Origin of the sequence: Geothrix fermentans DSM 14018, from assembly GCF_000428885.1 — a bacterium.
Lineage (GTDB): Bacteria > Acidobacteriota > Holophagae > Holophagales > Holophagaceae > Geothrix > Geothrix fermentans.
In genome coordinates this window covers 17,816-38,423 of sequence record NZ_AUAU01000017.1, presented here as the reverse complement: position 1 = coordinate 38,423, position 20,608 = coordinate 17,816, and the positions used below count along the sequence as shown (strand labels likewise).

General features: G+C 70.4%; 29 protein-coding genes. 18 read left to right on the top strand and 11 right to left on the bottom strand.

The genetic code is table 11. From position 1 onward, the window contains the following. Positions 1–78 precede the first annotated feature (78 nt). Positions 79–1,518, top strand: a complete 1,440-nt coding sequence (locus G398_RS0107235) for a helix-turn-helix domain-containing protein (protein WP_043484168.1) — start codon at positions 79–81, stop codon at positions 1,516–1,518. Here G398_RS0107235 and G398_RS0107230 read toward each other — a convergent pair whose 3' ends face one another. The 3 genes from G398_RS0107230 to purM all read right to left on the bottom strand — a co-directional run bounded on the left by G398_RS0107230 (position 1,519) and on the right by purM (position 5,642). Further along, complete coding sequence (locus G398_RS0107230) at positions 1,519–2,619, bottom strand: acyltransferase family protein (RefSeq protein WP_026853099.1); 1,101 nt, start codon at positions 2,617–2,619, stop codon at positions 1,519–1,521. 47 nt (positions 2,620–2,666) lie between these two features. Then, positions 2,667–4,424, bottom strand: a complete 1,758-nt coding sequence (locus tag G398_RS16970; RefSeq protein WP_052571647.1) for an NAD-dependent malic enzyme — start codon at positions 4,422–4,424, stop codon at positions 2,667–2,669. Positions 4,425–4,604: 180 nt separating this feature from the next. Then, positions 4,605–5,642, bottom strand: a complete 1,038-nt coding sequence (purM, locus tag G398_RS0107220; RefSeq protein WP_026853098.1) for a phosphoribosylformylglycinamidine cyclo-ligase — start codon at positions 5,640–5,642, stop codon at positions 4,605–4,607. A gap of 270 nt (positions 5,643–5,912) precedes the next feature. On the opposite strand from purM, the gene folE reads away from it, so the two are divergent. The 17 genes from folE (at position 5,913) to G398_RS0107130 (ending at position 15,379) form a co-directional block, all read left to right on the top strand. After that, complete coding sequence (folE, locus tag G398_RS0107210) at positions 5,913–6,476, top strand: GTP cyclohydrolase I (protein WP_026853097.1); 564 nt, start codon at positions 5,913–5,915, stop codon at positions 6,474–6,476. 18 nt (positions 6,477–6,494) lie between these two features. After that, the gene (gene dapB / locus G398_RS0107205) at positions 6,495–7,295 is read left to right on the top strand and encodes a 4-hydroxy-tetrahydrodipicolinate reductase (RefSeq protein WP_026853096.1); all 801 of its coding nucleotides are present in this window, start codon (positions 6,495–6,497) and stop codon (positions 7,293–7,295) included. A 103-nt stretch (positions 7,296–7,398) separates the two neighbouring features. Continuing rightward, the gene (locus tag G398_RS0107200; protein ID WP_026853095.1) at positions 7,399–7,824 is read left to right on the top strand and encodes a hypothetical protein; all 426 of its coding nucleotides are present in this window, start codon (positions 7,399–7,401) and stop codon (positions 7,822–7,824) included. 26 nt (positions 7,825–7,850) lie between these two features. Beyond that, positions 7,851–8,162 carry a hypothetical protein gene (locus G398_RS0107195; RefSeq protein WP_026853094.1) on the top strand — a complete coding sequence of 104 codons (312 nt, stop codon included), beginning with the start codon at positions 7,851–7,853 and terminating at the stop codon, positions 8,160–8,162. Positions 8,163–8,337: 175 nt separating this feature from the next. Further along, the gene (locus G398_RS0107190; RefSeq protein ID WP_026853093.1) at positions 8,338–8,637 is read left to right on the top strand and encodes a YciI-like protein; all 300 of its coding nucleotides are present in this window, start codon (positions 8,338–8,340) and stop codon (positions 8,635–8,637) included. 88 nt (positions 8,638–8,725) lie between these two features. After that, the gene (locus G398_RS0107185) at positions 8,726–9,112 is read left to right on the top strand and encodes a DoxX family protein (RefSeq protein ID WP_026853092.1); all 387 of its coding nucleotides are present in this window, start codon (positions 8,726–8,728) and stop codon (positions 9,110–9,112) included. A 5-nt stretch (positions 9,113–9,117) separates the two neighbouring features. Continuing rightward, positions 9,118–9,333, top strand: a complete 216-nt coding sequence (locus G398_RS0107180; RefSeq protein WP_026853091.1) for a hypothetical protein — start codon at positions 9,118–9,120, stop codon at positions 9,331–9,333. After that, positions 9,333–9,866 carry an NADPH-dependent FMN reductase gene (locus G398_RS0107175; protein WP_026853090.1) on the top strand — a complete coding sequence of 178 codons (534 nt, stop codon included), beginning with the start codon at positions 9,333–9,335 and terminating at the stop codon, positions 9,864–9,866. The genes G398_RS0107180 and G398_RS0107175 overlap by 1 nt, the downstream gene beginning before the upstream one ends. Beyond that, positions 9,863–10,339 (top strand): YaiI/YqxD family protein, encoded by a 477-nt coding sequence (locus tag G398_RS0107170; RefSeq protein WP_026853089.1) that lies wholly within the window; start codon positions 9,863–9,865, stop codon positions 10,337–10,339. Before G398_RS0107175 ends, G398_RS0107170 begins: the two co-directional genes overlap by 4 nt. A 51-nt stretch (positions 10,340–10,390) precedes the next feature. Further along, on the top strand, positions 10,391–10,558 hold the full coding sequence (locus tag G398_RS21035) for a hypothetical protein (RefSeq protein WP_169720628.1): 168 nt from the start codon (positions 10,391–10,393) through the stop codon (positions 10,556–10,558). Positions 10,559–10,613: 55 nt separating this feature from the next. Then, the gene (bla, locus tag G398_RS16965; RefSeq protein ID WP_043484164.1) at positions 10,614–11,504 is read left to right on the top strand and encodes a class A beta-lactamase; all 891 of its coding nucleotides are present in this window, start codon (positions 10,614–10,616) and stop codon (positions 11,502–11,504) included. A gap of 88 nt (positions 11,505–11,592) precedes the next feature. Next, positions 11,593–12,069 (top strand): HugZ family pyridoxamine 5'-phosphate oxidase, encoded by a 477-nt coding sequence (locus tag G398_RS0107155; RefSeq protein ID WP_026853088.1) that lies wholly within the window; start codon positions 11,593–11,595, stop codon positions 12,067–12,069. 166 nt (positions 12,070–12,235) lie between these two features. Continuing rightward, positions 12,236–12,709 carry a rubrerythrin family protein gene (locus G398_RS16960; protein WP_052571646.1) on the top strand — a complete coding sequence of 158 codons (474 nt, stop codon included), beginning with the start codon at positions 12,236–12,238 and terminating at the stop codon, positions 12,707–12,709. Next, entirely contained in the window at positions 12,702–13,262 is a 561-nt protein-coding gene (locus G398_RS0107145; protein ID WP_026853087.1) for a DUF3501 family protein, read from the top strand. The genes G398_RS16960 and G398_RS0107145 overlap by 8 nt, the downstream gene beginning before the upstream one ends. A gap of 8 nt (positions 13,263–13,270) precedes the next feature. Beyond that, positions 13,271–13,714, top strand: coding sequence for a Dps family protein (locus G398_RS0107140; protein WP_026853086.1), 444 nt, complete (start codon positions 13,271–13,273; stop codon positions 13,712–13,714). A 258-nt stretch (positions 13,715–13,972) separates the two neighbouring features. Then, positions 13,973–14,551 (top strand): superoxide dismutase, encoded by a 579-nt coding sequence (locus G398_RS0107135; protein WP_026853085.1) that lies wholly within the window; start codon positions 13,973–13,975, stop codon positions 14,549–14,551. A gap of 126 nt (positions 14,552–14,677) precedes the next feature. Next, a complete protein-coding gene (locus G398_RS0107130) occupies positions 14,678–15,379 on the top strand; it encodes a DUF2461 domain-containing protein (protein WP_211229058.1) in 702 nt (233 codons plus the stop codon). On the opposite strand, the gene G398_RS0107125 is transcribed toward G398_RS0107130, so the two are convergent. From G398_RS0107125 to G398_RS19495, 8 genes are all read right to left on the bottom strand, one after another. Then, positions 15,376–16,416, bottom strand: a complete 1,041-nt coding sequence (locus G398_RS0107125; RefSeq protein WP_026853083.1) for a prephenate dehydrogenase/arogenate dehydrogenase family protein — start codon at positions 16,414–16,416, stop codon at positions 15,376–15,378. The genes G398_RS0107130 and G398_RS0107125 overlap by 4 nt on opposite strands. Before the next feature lie 27 nt (positions 16,417–16,443). After that, positions 16,444–16,674, bottom strand: coding sequence for a thioredoxin family protein (locus G398_RS0107120; protein ID WP_026853082.1), 231 nt, complete (start codon positions 16,672–16,674; stop codon positions 16,444–16,446). A gap of 141 nt (positions 16,675–16,815) precedes the next feature. After that, positions 16,816–17,889, bottom strand: a complete 1,074-nt coding sequence (locus tag G398_RS0107115; protein ID WP_026853081.1) for a permease — start codon at positions 17,887–17,889, stop codon at positions 16,816–16,818. Positions 17,890–17,896: 7 nt separating this feature from the next. After that, positions 17,897–18,823 (bottom strand): arsenite methyltransferase, encoded by a 927-nt coding sequence (gene arsM, locus G398_RS16955; protein ID WP_052571644.1) that lies wholly within the window; start codon positions 18,821–18,823, stop codon positions 17,897–17,899. Positions 18,824–18,890: 67 nt separating this feature from the next. Continuing rightward, positions 18,891–19,226 carry an ArsR/SmtB family transcription factor gene (locus G398_RS16950; RefSeq protein WP_052571643.1) on the bottom strand — a complete coding sequence of 112 codons (336 nt, stop codon included), beginning with the start codon at positions 19,224–19,226 and terminating at the stop codon, positions 18,891–18,893. A 71-nt stretch (positions 19,227–19,297) separates the two neighbouring features. After that, complete coding sequence (locus G398_RS0107100; RefSeq protein WP_026853080.1) at positions 19,298–19,717, bottom strand: arsenate reductase ArsC; 420 nt, start codon at positions 19,715–19,717, stop codon at positions 19,298–19,300. Next, positions 19,714–20,196 carry an arsinothricin resistance N-acetyltransferase ArsN1 family B gene (locus G398_RS0107095; protein ID WP_026853079.1) on the bottom strand — a complete coding sequence of 161 codons (483 nt, stop codon included), beginning with the start codon at positions 20,194–20,196 and terminating at the stop codon, positions 19,714–19,716. Before G398_RS0107095 ends, G398_RS0107100 begins: the two co-directional genes overlap by 4 nt. Beyond that, positions 20,193–20,606 carry a rhodanese-like domain-containing protein gene (locus G398_RS19495; protein ID WP_026853078.1) on the bottom strand — a complete coding sequence of 138 codons (414 nt, stop codon included), beginning with the start codon at positions 20,604–20,606 and terminating at the stop codon, positions 20,193–20,195. The genes G398_RS0107095 and G398_RS19495 overlap by 4 nt, the downstream gene beginning before the upstream one ends. Between the last annotated feature and the right edge of the window lie 2 nt (positions 20,607–20,608).

The window sequence follows — 20,608 nt, the reverse complement described above, 5'->3', positions numbered from 1 at the left end:
TGATTTGATAGGGGTTGAATTGAAAATTTCAGTCAATCATCTCCATTGATTTTGTAAATTGATGTAAACGAGGTCCCCATGCCCTCCGCCGCCCCCACCAAGCCCGCCGCCCGTCTCGGCGCCAAGATCCGCCTCCTCCGCCGCCAGGAGGGCCTGAGCCAGGTCCAGCTGGCCGAATCCCTGGGCATCAGCCCCAGCTACCTGAACCTCATCGAGGGGAACAAGCGGCCCCTCACGGCTCCCCTGCTCATCCGGCTGGCCCAGCAGTTCCACCTGGACCTCCGCGCCCTGGCGCCGGACGAGGACCAGCGCCTGTCCGACGACCTCATGGAGGCCTTCGGCGACCCCCTCTTCGAGGCCCTGGGGCTCCAGGCCCAGGATGTGCGGGAGCTGGTGTCGAACAGCCCCACCCTGGCCCGCGGGGTCTTCGAGCTTTACCGGGCCTACCAGCACAGCCAGGACAGCCTGGGCACCCTGGCGGACAAGCTCAGCGACGGCCAGGGCTTCGATCCCGAGGCCACCCGGCTGCCTTCGGAGGAGGTGGGTGACTTCATCCAGCAGGCCATGAACCACTTCCCGGAACTGGAGGCCGCGGCGGAAGCGCTCTGGACCAGCGCCGGCCTGGATGCGGACCAGCCCTACCCCGCCCTGGCGGCGGCCTTCGAGGCCCGGGGCATCCAGCTGCGCGTCCACCGGGTGTCCGAGGGGCCGGGCCTGCTGCGCCGCTTCGACCCGGACCGCCGCATCCTCAGCCTGTCGGAGCTGCTGCCCCAGCGGAGCCGCACCTTCCAGCTCGCCCACCAGCTGGCCCTGCTGGACCACGGCGACCTGCTGGACCAGTTGGCGGACCACCCCCTGCTGCGCACGAACGCCTCCAAGGCCCTGGCCCGGGTGGCCCTGGCCAACTACTTCGCCGGCGCCGTGCTCATGCCCTACGAGCGCTTCCTGCGGGCGGCCCGGGCCGAGCGCTACGACATCGACATCCTGGCCCGGCGCTTCCAGACCAGCTTCGAGCAGGTCTGCCACCGGCTGACCACCCTGCGGCGGCCCGGCGCCGAGGGCGTGCCCTTCCACTTCCTGCGCATCGACATCGCCGGGAACATCTCCAAGAGCTTCTCCGCCTCGGGCATCCGCTTCGCGCGCTTCTCCGGCGCCTGCCCCCGCTGGAACGCCCACGCGGCCTTCCTCACGCCGGGCCTCATCCGCACCCAGCTGAGCGAGATGCCGGACGGCCGCAAGTACTTCTGCATCGCCCGCACCATCCAGAAGGACACCGGCGGCTACCGGGGCCAGCACGCCATGCAGGCCCTGGGCCTCGGCTGCGAGATGGGCCACGCCAAGGAGCTCATCTACGCCGACAGCCTGCGCCTGGACCAGCCCCCCGTCCCCATCGGCGTCACCTGCCGCCTCTGCGAGCGCACCGACTGCGAACAGCGCGCCTTCCCGCCCATGCAGCAGGCCTTCAAGGTGGAGGAGAACCTCCGCCGCACCAGCTTCTATGCGCGGATCGGAGGTTGATCAGCGTTTCGCCAGGCGGCCCGCAGGCTCCTCGATCCAGCGATGCGCGGCCCAGGCCGCCACGAGGGCCAGGCCCAGGGCCAGGCTGAAGCCGGGAAGGCCCGACAGGTGCGGCGCCACCAGCTTCATGGTGAAGGGGTGCAGGAGGTAGAGGCCGTAGCTCCAGGCGCCCAGGCGCGTCAGGGGCTGCGCCAGCGCCCGTTCCAGGCGACCGGGCTCCCCGTCCCGGGCGAAGGCCGCCAGGGCCACCAGGCCCGTCACCACCAGCAGGTAGCGGTAGCGCCCCCAGCCCGTGAGCGCCGCCAGGTGGTCGAAGAACTGGGGCGTGGGCTTCACCAGCAGCCACACGAGGGGAAGGGCCAGCAGCAGGGCCCAGCGTGGCTCCAGGCGCCGCTCCGTGGCCGCGTGCAGGCCCGCCAGCAGGGCGCCCCAGGCCAGGAGGAACACCTGGTTGGGCGCCAGCACGTAGGTGTGGAACCGGTTCCACTGGGGCTGGTCCATGACGCCGTGGAGGGTGGAGGGCAGGCTCCAGGCCCAGAGGCCCAGGGCCAAGGCGGCCAGAAACGGAAGCCCGCCCTTCTCCCGCAGCCAGGCCAGGGCCGGGTAGGCGAAGTAGAGGAGGGCCACCAGGCCCACGTACCAGCCGCCGGTCACCAGCGCGTGGTTGGGGTGGATGGCGCCGAAGGTGAGTGTGAGGTTCTCGACGATGAAGCGGAGCGACGGCTCGGGCCCCATGCCCAGATGGAAGGCCACGTTCAGGGCGCAGGCCAGGTAGAACACCGGCGCCAGCCGCAGGAACCGCCGCAGGTAGAAGCGCCCCGTGCCCTCCTTCCGGACCCGGCTCCAGGGCGTGGTGCGGAACAGCACGAAGCCGCTCAGCACGAAGAAGGCCGACACGCTGTAGTTCCCCAGACGCGCCATGGCGATGTTCGCGCCGCCGCCTGACTGCGAGATGTCGAACCACACGCCCAGGTGGTACACCGCCACGCACAGGGCCAGGAGGCCGCGCAGGGGGTCCAGCAGGCCGAGGCGGGCGGGGCGGGCTGCCGCGGGTGCGCTGGTCAGGAGGATCCTCCGCTGGTCGATGAGCCAGTGGACCACCGATGGTCCGCCTTGGCCACCGTCCCGTTGAGCAGGTCAGGCCGCCTTCAGGCCAGCGCCGCCTCCTCCTGGTGCTGCTCCAGTGTGGGTTCCGGAGCGGGGTCCGCCGACAGGTAGCAGGGGGTCCACATGGCCGCCGCGACGGCACCGGGGATGTCCTCGTCGGCCAGGGGGCGGACTGCCACGCCCATCTCCCGGGCCTCCCGCACCACCGCCGCGGCCACATGGGCCGTGACCTCCCGGATGCGGCCAGCCTGCGGGAAGAGGCTCCCCACGGACAGGTCCTCGGGCCGGACCTCCTCCGCCAGCTGCTTGGCGGCGGCGGCGAACATCCCGTCGGTCACCTCGCAGGCCTCGGCCACCAGCACGCCCAGTCCGACGCCCGGGAAGATGAAGACGTTGTTGCTCTGCCCGATGCGGTACTCACGGCCTTCGTAGGCCACCGGGTCGAAGGGGCTGCCCGTGGCCACCAGGGCCCGGCCCTCCGTCCAGGCGAGGACATCCCGGGGCTTGGCTTCACACTTGCTGGTCGGGTTGGACATGGGCAGCACCACCGGCCGATCCACATGGGCGGCCATCTCGCGGATGGCCTCCTCGGTGAAAGCGCCGGCGGTACCGGAGGTGCCGATGAGCACGGTGGGCTGGAAGGCCTTCACCACGGAGAGCAGGTCCCGCTTCTGCCCGCGGCCCAGGCCCATGCGCTCGGCCAGCACCACCGGCCAGGCGAACTCGCGCTGAAGCGGATCCAGGCCAGGGTCATCCTCCACCAGGAGCCCCTGCACATCGAGGTTGGCCGTGGCCAGGACGAGGTCCTCCCCTTCGAGGCCCTCGCGCCGCAGCGTGGACCGCACCAGGCGGGAGATGCCGATGCCGGCCGCCCCCGAACCCAGGAACAGCACCCGCTGCCGCCGGAGCGGCGTCCCCGTGGCCCGGGCCCCTGCGATCAGCGCCGCCACGCCCACGGCCGCCGTGCCCTGGATGTCGTCGTTGAAGCTGGTGAGCACCTTGCGGTAGCGCTCCAGCAGATGGAACGCATTGAACTTCTTGAAGTCCTCCCACTGCAGCAGGGCCTTGGGGAAGACCTGGCGCACGGCATGCACGAACTCGTCCACCAGGGCGTCGTACTCGGGGCCCCGCAGGCGGCGCGAGCGCCAGCCCAGATAGAACTCGTCATCCAGCAGGTCCAGGTTGTCCGTGCCCACGTCCAGGCTCACGGGCAGGGTCTGCCAGGGCGGGATGCCCGCGGCGGCGGTGTAGAGGGCCAGCTTGCCGATGGGGATGCCCATGCCGCCCACGCCCTGGTCCCCCAGCCCCAGGATGCGCTCGTTGTCCGTCACCACGATGAGCCGGATGTCGTCGAAGGCCGCGTTCCGCAGCACCTGCGCGATGTGGCCGCGGTGCTCCGGCGTGATCCAGATGCCTCGCGCCCGGCGGAAGATGTGGCTGAACTCCTGGCAGGCCCGCCCCACGGTGGGGGTGTAGACGATGGGGAGGAACTCCTCGATGTGGTCGATGAGCACCCGGTAGAACAGGTGCTCGTTGCGGTCCTGGAGGGCCGCCAGCCCGATGTACTTCTCCAGCGGATCCTGCTTGCGCTGGATGCTGGCGTACACCCGCCGGGCCTGCTGCTCCATGCTGGTCACCGAGTGGGGCAACAGCCCCTCCAGGCCCAGGGCCAGGCGCTCCTCCTGGGTGAAGGCCGTACCCTTCGTGTACATGGGATTGCGCAGGAGCCGCACGCCGCGGAAGGGCACGGCCAGGCGCTTCCGGCCGCTGGGTTCGCATTCCACGCCAAACCGTTCCATGGGACCTCCCCGCCGGGACGCGGACCCTCCGCGGCGCAGGGCCGCGGCGGGAATCTCGCCCCTCGGGGTCCGTTGACGCGGACGGTCACGGGGCGGCCGGAAACCCGGGCAACGCCCCAATATGCGTTCCCCCCCAGGGTCCGGCCACTAATTGACGATCCAGCGGTAGTGAACGAACCCCTAGCGGTAGCGGACCGCGCCCACGCCCTTCACCAGGCGGCCCAGCACCCAGGCGGGCTCCTCGGCCTCGTGGAGGCTATCGAGAACCGCCTGCGCTTGGTCGGCCTTCGCGACCAGCACCATGCCGACGCCCAGGTTCAGGGCCTGGCGGGCATCGTCGAGACTCAGGCCGCCCTTCTCCATGAGGAAGCGGAACAGGACCGGGATCTCCCAGCTGGCGGTGTCGATCTCGGCGTCCAGCGTCTTGGGCAGCACGCGGGGGAGGTTGTCGGTCAGGCCGCCGCCGGTGATGTGGGCCATGGCCACCAGCTGGTGGGCCTTCACCAGCGGCATGACCGGCGCCAGGTAGCTGCGGTGGATGGCCAGCAGGGCCCCCGCGACCGTGCGGTCCGTGCCGGGCAGGGTGTCGGTCACCTCGAGCTTCTCCAGCTCGAAGCAGACCTTGCGGGCCAGGGAGTAGCCGTTGGTGTGCAGGCCCGAGCTGGGCAGGCCGATGAGCAGGTCGCCCTCGGCCATGGCGTCCAGGCGCGGCAGCAGGTCGGCCTCGTCCACCACGCCGACGATGGTGCCCGCCACATCCACCTCGCCCTCGGCGTAGACGCCGGGCATCTCCGCCAGCTCGCCGCCGATCAGCGCGCAGCCGGCCTGCTGGCAGGCGGTGGCCATGCCCTTCACGATCTGCTCGATGACCTCGGGCTCCAGCCGCTGGGCGGCGATGTAGTCCAGGAAGAACAGGGGCCGGGCGCCCTGCACCAGGATGTCGTTGATGCAGTGGTTGACCAGGTCCTGGCCCACGGTGTCCCAGATGCCGGCCCGCCGGGCCACCTTCATCTTGGTGCCCACGCCGTCCATGCTGCTGACGAGGATGGGCTTGGCCTCGGGGAACTGGGCGCTGTAGAGGCCGCCGAAGAGGCCGATGTCGCTGCGGACGCCGGGAGTCTTGGTGGCCTTCACATGGGGCTTGATGCGCTTCAGGGCCTCGTCCTGGCGGTTGATATCCACACCGCTGGACGCATAGCTGACCTTGGCTTCGCTCATGACCTCTCCCGAATCCGCCATTGTCCCACAAGGCGGATCGCCTGCCACCGGCCACCTTTTCGGGGTGCGGTGGAACGCACGGCACGAGGCGATAGGCCTCATCGCATCAACAGCCACGCCAGCCAGGCCGCGACGGCCCACGCGGCCAGGATGCGGGCCGTGCGGGGCGGATCGAGGACATGGGCGCGGAGCATGGCGGCCCTCCACCCCTTGGCGATGCATCAACCGCGCCGGAATGCCCGAGGGCAAGGGGCGTAGACTTACCAGACCATGACCGTTCCCCTTCCCCCGTCTTTCGACCGCGCCGCCTCCGAGGCGGCCGTCCGCGCCCTGCTGAAGGGCCTGGGCCAGGATCCGGACGCGCCGGAGCTGCGAGACACCCCCGCCCGGGTGGCGGAGTTCTGGGCCGAGCGGCTGGCGGGCTACGGCGTGGACCTGGCGGCCGAGCTGAGGCCCCTGCCCGGCGAGCTGGCCCCGGTGCCCGTGATCCTCGAGCGCATCCCCTTCGTGAGCACCTGCGAGCACCACCTGGCCCCCTTCGAAGGCCACGCCACCATCGGCTACCTGCCTGGGAAGGGAGGCACCGTGGGCCTCAGCAAGCTCGTGCGCGTGGTGCAGGCCTACGCCGGGCGCCTCCAGGTGCAGGAGCGCATGGCCCGCCAGATCGCTGACGCCCTCCAGACCCACCTGCGCCCCGCGGCCTGGGGCGTGGACCTCGTGGCCGTCCACACCTGCATGGCCCACCGCGGCGTGAAGACCCCCGGCGTACCCGTCCGCACCACCCTCCTGGGCGGCAGCTGGGAGCAGGATCCGCCCCGACCGTTCAGGGGTTGATCCACCACCGGAGGAACCATGTCCATTCGCACCTGTCTCGCGGGGGCCACGGGGTGGGCGGGGTCGGCCCTGGCGCTGGCCATCGCCCAGACCGAGGACATCCGCCTGGTGTCGGCGGTGTCGCGTGCCCAGGCGGGGCGGATGCTGGGCGAGGCGCTGAGGGAGCCGCGGCTGGACTGCCCGGTCTACGCCACGGCATCGGAGGCCCTGGCGCACCCCTGCGATGTGTTCTTCGAGTTCGCGCACCCGGACGTGGCCAAGGCCAATGTCCTGGCGGCCTTGGAGCGCGGGGCGCACGTGGTCATCGGCACCTCGGGCCTGACGGACGCGGACTACGAGGACATCGGCAGGGCCGCCCTGCGCTGCCAGCGCGGCGTGCTGGCCGCGGGCAACTTCGCGCTGACCGTGGTGCTGCTCCAGAAGTTCGCCGAGATCGCGGCCCGGTACATCCCCCAATGGGAGATCCTCGACTACGCCCATGACGGCAAGAAGGACGCCCCCAGTGGCACCGTGCGCGAGCTGGCCCACCGGCTGTCGACCGTCCGGCCTTCGGAGCTGACCGTCCCCCTGGCGCAGACCCACGGTCTGCCGGAGACCCGGGGGGCCCGACTGGCGGGGTCGCAGGTCCATTCCATCCGCCTGCCCGGGTTCGCCATCTCGGCGGAGGTCATCTTCGGCATGCCCGATCAGAAGCTCACCCTCCGGCACGACGCCGGCAGCAGCGCCCAGCCCTACGTGGATGGCGCCCTGCTGGCCATCCGGAAGGTGTCCACCTTCGTGGGCCTGCGCCGGGGGCTCGACCACGTGCTGGAGCTGTGACCCCGCCGGACGGGGGAAGGCCCGGAACCCGTAATCCCAACCCCGCCCTGGCCGTAGCTCCCTTGTTCTGCCTCCCCGCCTTCCGCCCTCCGCTCAGGTCTCCATGACCCTGAACCTCCAGCTCCCCTGGCCCCTGAGGCTCACGGCCGGATTCCTGCTCGTCCAGGGCGCCCTCAGCCTGGTGGGCACGGCCCTGGGCTTCCTCCAGCACCGCCCGGCGGTGGATGTGTCCATCGGCTCCCTCCTGCTGGGGTGGGGGCTGCTGCAGCGGAGCCGGTGGGCGCGCGGGCTCACCCTGGCCTCGCTGCTGGCTCAGCTCCTGCTAGCCGGCGGGGCGCTGTACACCGCCGTGGCGGGCATCGGTCCCGGAGGGCAGGCCCAGATGTTCGCCTACCTCCTCGTGGAGCCCCCGCCCGCCGCCCTGCCCTGGGTTCTGGCCCTCCTGGTGCTGGTGCTCGCCCTGCAGGCCGTCTACCTGCTGCTCCCGGCCACGGGCCGCCTGTTCCGGGACCCGGTGGACAGGCCCTGACGCATCCCTTCGGCTAACCTGCTGGCATGTCCCTCCCCACCCCCGAACTGAAGCTCGGCTACGAGTTGTTTTCCAAGCTGCTGAACTGGGCGGCGGGGAAGCGGCAGTCCAAGCGGCTCGAAGAGCTCAAGTCCCGGGCCTTCCAGGAGTTGCTGAAGGGGGACGGGGCGGACCTGGACCTGGTGGCCTCGGTGCTCAAGGAGATCCACAAGGCGGCGGACACCTCGGCCAAGGCCGTGCGCCTGGAGCACCTCTACGACCGCGCCGCCCAGCCCAAGGCCCGCAAGCCCGAGCGCCGCAAGCGGGCCCCCAAGACCGGCACGACCGGCAAGGGGTGAGGGCGATCCGGACCATCTCCGGGAGCCGCAGAAGAAGTGGACCGAAGGGCGCCTGAAGGCGCGCCCTTCGGTGCCCTCTGTTTTTCCCTTTCCCGTTCCAGCAATTTCAGGCTTCAAGCTGCGTGCATCCATTTCCGGCTTATGTTGAGGGAGGACATCCCCTGTCGGAGGTGCCATGCATTTCCTTCTGGTCTATGAGGTGGGAGCCGAGTTCGTGGAGCGGCGCGCGGCCTTCCGGGACGGGCACATGGCTCTCGCGCGGGAGGCCCAGGCGCGGGGCGAGCTGGTGGCGGCCGGAACCCTGGCAGAGCCGGTGGATACGGCGTTGCTGCTGTTCCGTGGCGATTCCGCCGGAGTGGCGGAGCGCTTCGCGGCGGCGGACCCCTACGTGCTGAGCGGCCTGGTGCACCGCTGGCGGGTGCGCCCCTGGATCGCTTCCATCAGTGAGGAGATGGCGGCTCCGCCGAGGCTGTGAGCCCCGGCAGACCCGGGGCTGGACGGGGGAACCCGGGACAGCCAGGCCGGATGTGTGCAGAATGTCCGCACATCCTTCCGGAGGTTCCATGTCCTGGCTTGAGAAGTACTCGGACCACACCTATGCCCTGATGCGGATCGTGGCGGGCCTCCTCCTCGGCTTTCACGGCCTGCAGAAGATCTTTGGTGTGCTCGCCGAGCACCAGCCTGCCGTGGGCTCCCAGATCTGGATCGGCGGTCTGATCGAGCTGCTGGGCGGCCTGGCCATCCTGGTGGGCTTCCAGACCCGCCTGGCGGCCTTCCTGTGCAGCGGCATGATGGCCGTGGCCTACATGCAGTTCCACTGGAAGTTCCAGTTCGGCGCCACCTTCTGGCCCGCGGTGAACAAGGGCGAGCTGGCCGTGATCTTCTGCTTCGTGTTCCTCCACCTCGCGGCCCGGGGCGGCGTGAAGTGGTGCCTGGACAAGGCCGCTTGAGCGCCATGCGCCTGAAACCCCTCCTCGGCCTGGCCCTCATCGCCCTGGGGGCCGCGGCCCTGGCCTGGCCCGAGTTCAGCTACACCAGGGACAGCCACGATGCCAAGCTGGGCCCCCTGGAGTTCACCCTGAAGGAGAAGGAGACCGTGCGCATCCCTGCCTGGGCGGGCCTGGCGGCCATCGCCGTGGGCGCAGTGCTGGTCTGGCGGGGGAAGGCCTGATGCGGATCCTCGCCCTGTCGGGCAGTCTGCGGCCGGGCTCCCTCAACGCGCGGCTCCTGCGCGAGGCGGCCCGCCTGGTGCCGGAGGCCTCCTTCGAGTTCTGGGAGCGGCTGGACGACCTGCCCCACTTCAGCCCCGAGCGGGACACGGAGCCTCCGCCGGAGCCCGTGGCCGACCTGCGCGGCCGCATCCAGGCGGCGGACGCCCTGCTCATCTGCACGCCCGAATACATCCACGCCATGCCCGCCGTGCTGAAGAACCTGCTGGAGTGGGTGGTTTCCTCCGGCGCCTGCGTGGGCAAGCCCGCGGCGGCCTGGAGCGCCTCGCCCTCACCCGAGGGCGGCGCCAAGGCCCAGGTCTCCCTGGCGCACACGCTGGAGGTGATGTCGGCGCAGGTGGTCCCGGAGGCCTCGCTCTGCCTCACCCTGGCCGCGTCAAGCCTGGACGCGGAGGGGCGGCTGGCGGATCCGGCGCAGGCGGCCCGCGTCACGGAGGCGATCCGGGCCCTGCTCACGGCTGGGGCTCCGGCATGAGCGAGGGACCGACCACCAGCCGCATCTTCGTGGATGCGGACGCCTGCCCCGTGAAGGAGGAGGTGTTCCGCGTGGCCACCCGCTACGGGCTCCAGGTCTTCCTGGTGTCCAACTCCGCCCTGCGGGTGCCCCGGAATCCGCTGTTCCAATCGGTGGTGGTGGCCCGGGGCCAGTTCGACGGCGCCGACGACTGGATCGTGGAGCAGATCACCGCCTCGGACATCGCCGTGACGGCGGACATCCCCCTGGCGGCCCGCTGCCTGGAGAAGGGCGCCCGGGCCCTGGACGCCAAGGGCAAGGTGTACTCGCCCGAGTCCATCGGCGATGCCCTGGCCAGCCGCGAGCTGATGATCCACCTGCGGGCCATGGGCGAGCTGGGCACGGGCCCGGCCCCGTTCACGGCGCGGGACCGCTCCACCTTCCTCCAGCGGTTGGATGACCTGATCCAGGCACTTCGCCGGACGAGGCGGTAGACTGAGAAAAGGGCTGCACAGGCTTCAACCTTTTTTGAGATCGGACGCGCCATGGCCAGAAAGCCCAACTACAACTTCGAGAAGCGGCAGAAGGACCTGGCCCGCCAGAAGAAGAAGGAAGAGAAGCTCCAGAAGAAGGCGCTGAAGAAGGACGCCCAGGGCAACGACATCCCGGACGCCGCCGAGGGCGACCCCGAGGGCGGCCAGGCACCCGAATAGGCACCGCCGCGCGAGCCGCCGACATGGTAGAAGGGAAGGCCTTCCAGGAGTCCCGATGATCCGGATCCTGTGCGCCGCTGTCTTGCTGGTCCAGGCTCTCCAGGCCGCGCCCCCGGCCTCGCGGACCCCGCGCCCGGCGGTGCAAGCGGCACGCTCGGCACCGGCCCGCCTGGCGGCCCTGGAGGCCCGGGCCGGCGGGCGCCTGGGCGTCGCGGCCCTGGACACGGGCACGGGCCGCCGCATCGCCCACCGCGGCGAAGAGCGCTTCCCCATGTGCAGCACCTTCAAGGTCCTGCTGGCCGGGGCGGTGCTGGCCCGGGTGGAGAAGGGCCAGGAACGCCTGGACCGGCCCATCGCCTACACGAAGTCGGACCTGCTGGAGTACGCGCCCGTCGCCGCGGCCCGCCTAGCGGAGGGGCGGATGACCGTGGAAGCGCTCTGCGCCGCTGCCGTGGAAGCCAGCGACAACACCGCCGCCAATCTGCTGCTCCAGGCCCTCGGCGGTCCCGGGGAGGTGACGGCCTTCGCCCGGGGCCTGGGCGATCCCGTGACCCGGCTGGACCGCACCGAGCCCACCCTGAACACGGCCCTCCCCGGCGACCCCCGGGACACCACCACTCCCGCGGCCATGGTGGAGAGCCTGAAGGCCATGCTCCTGGGCGGGGGGCTCGAGCCGGACTCCTGCCAGCGTCTGGAGGGCTGGATGCGCGGCTCCCTCACCGGCGGGGACCGCCTGAGGGCGGGCCTCCCCGCCACCTGGACCATCGGCGACAAGACCGGCACCGGCGACCGGGGCACCGTGAACGATGTGGCCATCCTGCGCCCGCCGGGCCGGGCGCCCATCCTGGTGGCCGCCTACTACACCGGCTCCCGCGCGCCTCTGAAGGACCGCAACGCCGTGCTGGCCGAGGTGGGACGCATCGTGGCGGCGGCCTTCCAGGAGTGAGGCCCGGCCGCATCCGCGCGAGACCGTCTCAAGAAGAGGGCTTCCCTCCGGCGCGATCATGGAGGAGTCCGTCCCGCTGGAGGCATCCATGGATCCGAACACGGCCTCCGCGCTCCACGCCCTGCTGAGCGGTCCGGTGGCCTCCCTGGGCACGCTGCGGGAGGGCGCCCCCTTCGTGTCCATGGTGCCCGTGGTCCCTGCGCCGGACAGTTCGGGCTTCCTGGTGCACGTGAGCCGGCTGGCCCAGCACACCCGCGACATGCTGGCGGACGCCCGCATCAGCCTCATGCTCATGGCCCCGCCGGAGACCGGCCAGGATCCGCTGGCCCTGCCCCGGGTCACCGTGCAGGGGCGGGCCGAGGAGGTCCCCGTGGAGACCCACCGCCACGACGAGGCGGCCGAGGTCTACCTGGCCCGATTTCCGCAAGCGGAGATGACCCTGGCCCTGGGGGACTTCTCCTTCTTCCTCCTCCGGCCCACGGCCGGACGCTTGGTGCTGGGCTTCGGACGCGCCCTCAGCCTGGACGCCTCCCAGATCCAGGCCGCCCTTCCCAAGGCCCCCTGAATCGGGGCCTCTCGACATGTCGCGGATTCCGGTCTCGACCGGTCGGGATTTGCGTGGGGCCGGGGGTCTTGGATTTTACAGAATTTATTCAATGATTTGACTTATTGATTTGGCATGAGGATGGCTCTACCTTGATGCCGCCGATCGCGGCCCAAGAGGAGATCCCATGTCCTTCACCGACTCCAAGACCCACCAGAACCTCAAGGCGGCCTTCGCGGGCGAGAGCCAGGCGAACCGCCGCTACACCTGGATGGCCCAGGTGGCCGAGAAGGAAGGCCTGAAGGAGGTGGCCGACCTCTTCAAGCACAGCGCCGATGGCGAGACGGGCCACGCCCTGAGGCACCTCATGTTCCTGGCGGAGAAGGCCGGCGACCCCGCCACGGGCCTGCCCCTGGGCGACACCCTCACCAACCTGAAGTCCGCCGTGGCCGGCGAGACCTACGAATACACGGACATGTATCCCGAGTTCACCCGCGTGGCCAAGGAAGAGGGCTACCCGGAGCTCGCCGCCTGGTTCGAGACCCTGGCCAAGGTGGAGCGCTTCCACGCCGGCCGCTTCCAGGAGGCCCTCACCAAGCTGCAGGCCGGCGCCAAGCCCGCCTTCGCCCAGCCCGCCGCGGACATCGCCCAGCATGTCTGATTCCCTGGCCCTCTTCTTCGATCCCGCTGCGGAGCGCGCCCGCTTCCAGGCGCGGCAGGCCTTCCTGGCCCGCCAGGCCGCGCTGCGCATGGAACTGGCGGAGGGCATCAGCTTCCAGCCGGAGACGGCGGAGAGCGTGGAGGACCAGGTGGCCGAGACCCTCTGGGCCGAGGGCATGACCCTGGACTCCGCCCCGGCGGAGGACCTGGCCGAGGCCCGCGCCTCCTTCTCCGTGCTGGCGCCCCGGCGCGAGGCCGGCGGTTCCAGCGTCGCCGCCACCCTCATGCTGGGCTTCCCCGACGAGGTGCGGGACCGCCGCCTGGCGGCCCTGCACACCTTCCCGGACCAGCTCTCCCTGGAGCTGGCGGACGGATCCCTCGTCGCGCCCTCCGTGGACCGCGGTGCCGCGGGACCAGAGGATCGCCTGCCCTCCGTGCTGGCCCTGCGCTACCTGATTCCGGACGGCCGTACCGTGGTCGCCCTCGTCTCCAACCACGCCGGACTCCCCGGCCGCTGGCCCGCGCCAGCCGCCTGGACCTCCTGGCCTTCCTAGGAGAGACCATGAACCGCACCGTCATCGACCACCTGAACGCCGAGCTGGCCACTGCCTTCGTGCTGGCCCTGAACGCCAAGCGCTACCACTGGACCGTCACCGGTCCCCACTTCCGCGACTACCACCTGCGCTTCGAGGACCTCTACACCGCCGCGGACGGCACCGTGGACGAGCTGGCGGAGCGGATGCGCATGCTGGGCGGCGTGCCCCTCCACGCCCCCGCCCAGATCGAGGCCCAGACCAAGGCGGCCATCTCCAATCCCTCCACCCGCCTGGATCCCGAAGCCATGCTCAAGGAGGCCCTGGCCAACGAGGAGACCGTCATCGCCCTCATGCACGAGGGCATCGAGCTGGCCAACGAGGCCGACGACCCCGGCACCGCCGACCTGCTCACCCGCTTCGTGCAGGTCCACCAGAAAGAGGCGTGGTTCCTGCGGGAGATGCTGGGTTGATCCAAACGAGGGGGGACCGCCCGGACGCTTCGCGTCCTCCCCGGTTATCGCACGCTCCGCTGGAGCGCGTTCCCGCTCGCCTGTGCTCGCGGATCCGGGGCCCCTGTCCCCCCTCGTGCACCCCCACGCGGCGTCCGGGCCGAGCCCGGCCACCGCGTCTGATACCGGACCCGCACCTGAACATTGTGCCTGTTTCATCCAATTTCCGACATTTTCAGTAAACTATTCATCCGCGCAGCGCGCAGCCAAGGAGATGCCATGGCATACACCGCGAAGAACTACGACCACCTGAAGGGCGGCGCCCTGAAGGGGCTCAGCGATTCCCAGCTGGACCAGCACTTCGGCCTCTACAAGGGCTACATCACCAAGCTGAACGAGATCGAGGAGAAGCTGGCGGCGGCCGACAACACCAAGTCCAACTACTCCTTCAACGAGTACAGCGAGCTGAAGCGCCGCGAGGCCGTGGCCTTCAACGGCTCCTTCCTGCATGAGCTCTACTTCGAGAACCTGGGCGCCGACAGCGACATCAGCGCCGGCCTCAAGGCCGCCCTCGACGCCGTCGGCGGCAAGGAGAAGGTGCTCGCCGACCTCAAGGCCGCCGCCCTGTGCGGTCCCGGCTGGGCCGTGCTCACCCGCAACCGCCGCGACAACAAGCTCCACACCTACTTCTTCGCCGAGCACCACCTGGGCCTGCCCATCGAGCAGGACCTGCTCGTGGTGCTGGACTCCTGGGAGCACGCGTACATGGTGGATTACGGCACCGCCCGCCCCAAGTACCTCGACGCGTTCATGGAGGACATCAAGTGGAGCGAGGTCTCCAAGCGGTTCGGAAAGTAGAAAGAACCCACTGATTCACCACCAAGGCACCAAGACACCAAGAACGGCTTTCTTTTCTTGGTGTCTTGGTGTCTTGGTGGTTTTCTTTCTTCCGCCGTACCAGACGAGCATCCAAGGGGAGGCGCCGTGGCATCCAGGACGTCCGATGTGCTGTTCGAGAACCCGCTGGGCCCCGGCCTCTTCCGTTTCCTGAAGGACCTGAAGGGCCACAACGAGCGCGAGTGGTTCCTGGGGAACAAGGCGCGGTACGAGGCGGAGGCCCGGGACCCGGTGCTGCGGCTGATCGCCGCCTGCAGCGGGCCGCTGGCTTCCATCAGCAAGCATGTGGAGGCCGATCCGCGGCCCTCGGGCGGCTCGCTCTTCCGCATCTACCGCGACACCCGCTTCAGCCGCGACAAGTCCCCCTACAAGACCCACCTGGGCGTGAACTTCCGCCACCGGTCCGCGGCGGCGGGGGGCGTGCACGGGCCCGGCTTCTACCTCCACTTCGAGCCCGGCGGATGCTTCGCGGGGGGCGGCCTGTGGCACCCGGAACCCGAGTCCCTGCTCAAGGTTCGCCAGAGCATCGCCGCCCGCCCGGCGGCCTGGAAGAGGCTGCGTGATTCAGGGATCGAGATCGAAGGCGAGGCCCTCAAGCGGGTGCCCCAGGGCTTCGACCCCGGTCATCCCCACGCCGAGGACCTCAAGCTCAAGGACTTCTACGCCTCCACCGGCTTCACCAATGCCGAGGTCCTCGCCCCGGACTTCCCCGGCCGGCTGATGGAGGCCCTCCGGGACGCCTCGCCCCTGGTCGCCTTCCTTTGCAAGGCGCTCGACCTGCCCTTCTAGCGCCCCTGGGCGGCCCGCGAGGCCCGCAGCACGGCGCGGAAGACATCCTCCACGCCCTGCACATCCAGGTGGGCCTCCTGGGCCCAGGCGCGGCGGGCCTGGAGCTGCGAGGCTTCCCGGTCAGGATCGTGCACGGGCAGGCCCAGCTCCGCCTTGGCGCGACCGGCGCGGAGCACCAGCTCCGTGCGGCGGGCCAGCAGGGCCACCAACTCCTGGTCCAGGGTGTCGATGTTGTCCCGGGTCTCCTGGAGGATGGGGGACCGCTCCCCCAGGCTGGGGATGGCCAGCTGCTGCTCGTCCGCGCCTTCCGCCACGGCTTCCGCCAGGGTCTGGTGGATGGCGGAGAGGGCCTCCAGCAGGCCCTCTCGGGCCCCGGCGGCGAAGGGATTCTGATTCTGGAGGGCGGCGAAGAGGTGCCCCGCGTCCTCGCGCACGGACTCCAGGGTGCGGGCGATGGCATGGAAGGAGGGCGGCGTGAAGGGCAGCTCCGCCCCGGCGCCCACGGCCAGCAGGCCCTTGGCGATGAAGAAGGTGAGGGCGTGGGTGGTGGCCATGACCCGGTCGTGGTCCTCGGGGTTCTGGCGCAGCACCTCGCAGCCCAGGCTCTCGAAGAGGGCCTGCACGCGGTCCGCGGCGGCGGGATGCGGAGCCGAGGGGCAGAGCACCACGCGCAGGGGCCTCTCCGCCCGGGCCAGGCTCACAGGCCCGAAGAGCGGGTGCGTGCCCGCATGGGGGATGGCCGCGCCCAGCTGGGCGTCCATCAGGGCGCAGGGCCCGGTCTTGACGCTGCCCACGTCGAAGACCAGCTGCTCCGGCCGGAGGTGGGGGCGGAGGCTCGCCAGGGCCGCCGCCTGGGCGGCCACGGGCACCGCCAGCACCAGGATCTCCGCGCCGGCCAGGTTCTCCAGGGCCGAAGCTCGGCGCTCCGCGGGGATGGCGACGGCCGGATCCCAGGCCCGGTAGCCGTGGCCGGCCTCGCGGAGCAGCTCGCCCAGCGCGCGCCCGAAGCGGCCATAACCCAGGATGCCGATGCGCATGAGGTTCCCTCGTGGTGTGGGGAAATCCTACCGCAGCAGGTCCTTGATGGCCGCCACCGTGGGCACGTGCCCCTGGCTCTTCACCACGCCATCCACCACCAAGCCCGGCGTGCTCATCACGCCCCGGGCCACGATGTCCGGGTACTCCGTGACCTTCACGAGGGTGAAGTCCACCCCCAGGCCCCTGGCGGCCTCCTCCGCCCGCTCCGCCAGCAGCTTGCACTTGGCGCACCCGCTGCCGAGTATTTCGATCTTCATGGCATCACCTCGTCGCTCAGGGAAGAAGGACACTCGCAGAGGCTAAGGAGATGGCAGAGGGTCGCGGAGGATATTCCATCTTCCACCTCTGCGCCCCTCCGCTCCCTCCGCATCCTCTGCGTGTGTGGTTGTTCTTGCGGTTCAGAACAGGACATTGAACAGGAACCCCACCAGCACGATGCCCGCGGCCACCACGCCCAGGAACACACCCAGGAGCCGGGGCTTGAGCACCTTCCTCAGGATGACCGTCTCGGGCAGCGACAGGCCCGTGACCGCCATCATGAAGGCCAGGGCCGTGCCCAGGGCCGCGCCCTTGGCCAGCAGCACCTGCACGATGGGGATGATGCCGGCGGCGTTGGAGTAGAGGGGCACGCCGATGAGCACCGCCAGTGGCACGCTCCACCAGGCGGACCTGCCCATGACGCGGGCCATCAGCTCCGCGGGCACATAGCCGTGGAGGAAGGCGCCCACGGCTATGCCCGCCAGGATGTAGGGCCAGACCTTGCGCACGATGTCCTTCGTGGCCTGGAGGGCCAGGTCCAGCCGCTCCCGGAGCCCGGCGGGGCCGCTCCCGGCCTGGGCCGGGGTGAAGGGCACGGTCAGCACCCAGGGCTCGAGATGGCGTTCCATGCGCAGCTTGCCGAGGATCCATCCCGAGACGAAGGCCACGGCCACGCCCGTGGCCGTGTAGAGGAGCGCGATCTTCCAGCCGAAGAGGCCCCACAGCAGGAACAGGGCCACCTCGTTCACCATGGGCGCCGACACCAGGAAGCTGAAGGTGGCGCCCAGGGGAACGCCCACCCGCACGAAGCCGATGAAGAGGGGCACCGCCGAGCAGGAACAGAAGGGCGTGGCGATGCCCAGCAGCGAGGCCAGCAGGTTGCTCCAGGCGCCGGTGCGCCGGGCCAGCAGGTCGCGGGTGCGCTCGGGGCTGAGGAAGGTCTGCACGAAGCTCACGCCGAGCACCACGGCGCCAAGGAGCATGAGCACCTTGGGGGCCTCGTAGACGAAGAAGGCCACGGCCTCGCCCAGGCGGCTGCCGGGCGCGAGCCCCAGGGCCCGGAAGGCCAGCCCGTCGGCGGCGGGCTTGAGCACCCAGTACATCGCCACCCAGGCCGGGAGGGCGGCCAGCAGCCACCCCCCCGATTTCCAGAAACCGCCGCCGGAGGCCGGTGTCGGTGCCGCACAGGCACACCCTTTCGATTCCACGGTCATCTCCCCCTCACCCACAGCAGCCCGGCGCGCAGCAGGGCTTCCCCGCCTTGGTGGCCTTGGCGGCCTCGACGGTCACGCTGAGCACCGAGCCGGCCAGCTGCTCCAGTTCCTCCGGGCTCATGCCGGGATAGCGGCGCTTCGCCAGCTCCATCAGCTCCGGCGACAGCTCCGCGAGGCCGAAACGCCGCTCGGAGGCCACGGTCACGCCGTCAAAGCCCGCGGCGCGGATGGCGGCCAGGTAGTCGTCCTTCAACAGGGCGCCGGAGACGCAGGCGGCGTAGATGTCCATGTCCTTCAGGAGCGCCTCGGGCAGGGGCCGGGCCAGCACGAGATCGGAGACGTGAAGACGCCCGCCGGGCCGGAGCACGCGGAAAGCCTCGCGGAAGACCTTGGCCTTGTCCGGGGCGAGGTTCACCACGCAGTTGGAGAGGATCACGTCGATGCTGGCGTCGTCCACGGGCAGGGCCTCGATGTCGCCCTGACGGAACTCGACATTCCCGTAGCCGTGCTTCCGGGCCAGGGCAGTGGCGCGCTCGATCATCTCCGGCGTCATGTCCACGCCGATGACGCGGCCTTCGGGGCCCACGCGCTGGGCGGCGAGGAAGGCATCGAAGCCCGCGCCGGAGCCCAGGTCCAGCACCGTCTCGCCGGGCTTCAGGGCCGCCAGGGCCACGGGGTTGCCGCAGCCCAGGCCCAGGTTGGCGCCTTCGGGCACGGCGGCGAGGTCCTTCGGGTCGTAGCCCACGTCCAGGCTGGCGTCGGCAGGCTGGGCGCTCCCGCAGCAGGAAGAAGGACCGCAGCAGGAGGAGGAAGCCGTGTCGCGGCTTGGCTGCGGCGCGGCGCGGGGGTCCGGGGGTGTCTGCGCAGCAGGGAACCCCCGGACAAGGTTCGCGTACCGGTCACGGACGGCGGATTTGAGGGTTTCGGGTTCCATGGTCGGGCCTTTCGGATAGAGGTTTCCCGGGACACCGGAGGCATCCACGTCCCAGGACGATGGAAGGTCAGTCCCTGCGGCAGCAGGGCGAAGGTTGGGGGTCGTCCGCCGCGCCACCGGCGCAGCAGTCCTGCCAGAGGTATTCGGTCAGCGCGCGCAGCACGCCGTAGTCGGCGCGGTAGCGCAGCGTCGTGCCCTCCCGGGCCACCAGCACCAAGCCGGCGTCGGCGAGGGTGGCCAGGTGATGGCTGAGGGTGGAGGCCGGGATGTCCAGGCGCGACTGCAGCTCTCCGGCGGGCGTCCCCGCCTCGGGGCCCTGCACCAGGCGACGCAGGATGGACAGGCGGACGGGGTGTCCGAGGGCCTTCAGCCGCTCTGCCGCCTGTTCCACACGCCCGGTCATGGTCTCCTCCTCACTTAATTCTATATTTGTCGAAATAGTGCGCAAGGCCTAATTTCGATTTTTTTCGAAATTCATGAAACCCAGCTCCGTTCCTGGCCCAAGGCCTCCAGGCGGCGGGCGATCTCGTCCCGGGCGGCGCGGAAGCGAGCCCGCAGGTCCTCGGGCGTCAAGGCCGGATCGTCGCTGGCGGGATCGGGGATGGGCCAGTGCAGGCGCTCGGCCCGGCCCAGGAAGGCCGGGCAGACCTCCTCGGCGCAGAGGGTGATCACCAGGTCCACCGACGCGGGGTCGATGTCCGACACGGGCTTGGAGGTGTGCGTCGAGGCATCGATGCCCCGCTCCGCCAGGGCCTCGATGGCATAGGGGTTCACGCGGCTGGGCCGGCTGCCGGCGCTCTGGATGCGGAAGCCCGGGAACATCCGGCGCGCCAGGCCCTCGCCCAGCTGGGACCGGGCGCTGTTGGCCACGCAGAGGAAGAGGATCGAGGTCACAGCATCACCTCCCAGAAGCCCACATCCACCCAGGCGCCGAACTTCCAGCCCGCCTCGGTCATGTGGCCGACCTTCCTGAAGCCCAGCTTCTCGTGCAGGCGCACGCTGGGCTCGTTGGGCAGGCCCAGGCAGCCCAGGGCCGAGTGGAAGCCGCGCTGCTTGAGCTCTGCCAGGAGCGCACGGTAGAGCGCGGCACCGCGACCCTTCCCGTGGTGGCCCTGGGCCAGGTAGATGGTGGTCTCCACGGCGAAGCGGTAGGCGTGCCGGGTCCGCCAGGTGGAGCCGTAGGCGTAGCCCAGCACGGCGCCGTCCTCCTCCCACACGAGCCAGGGGAAGGTGGCCGTCACCTTGGCGACGCGGGCGCCCATCTCCACCACGGAAACAGGTTCCTCCTCGAAGGTGATGATCGTGTCCCGGATGTAGGGGTTGTAGATGTCGGCCAGGGCCGGGGCATCCGTGGGCAGGACGGGGCGGATCATCGGGGGCCTTTCCGGGGGCGCAGGACGCAGGGGCACTCGCCGTGGAGGAGGGCCGCGGCATCGGTCACGACGGGCAGGCCCTCCTGGTCCCAGAGGAGCATGCCGCCGTTGAGGCAGGCCACCTGGGTGAAGCCGTGGTCGAGCAGCAGGTGCGCGGCCTCCTTGGTGTAGACGCCGGAGCTGTCGGCCAGCAGCAGGGGCCGGTCCGTGGGCAGCTCCCCGAGCAGGCTGGGCAGCTCCTCGTGGGGGATGCGGATCGTCTCGGGCACCTTGAAGGCTTTCATCTCCGCCAGCTCATCCAGGCGGAGGTCCACCAGGACGGCGCCCTCGGCCAGCACGGCCAGCGCATCCTTCGGCGCCAGGAAGCGCAGCCCCTGGATCACCATGCCCCTGCCGTCGAAGATGCCCATGC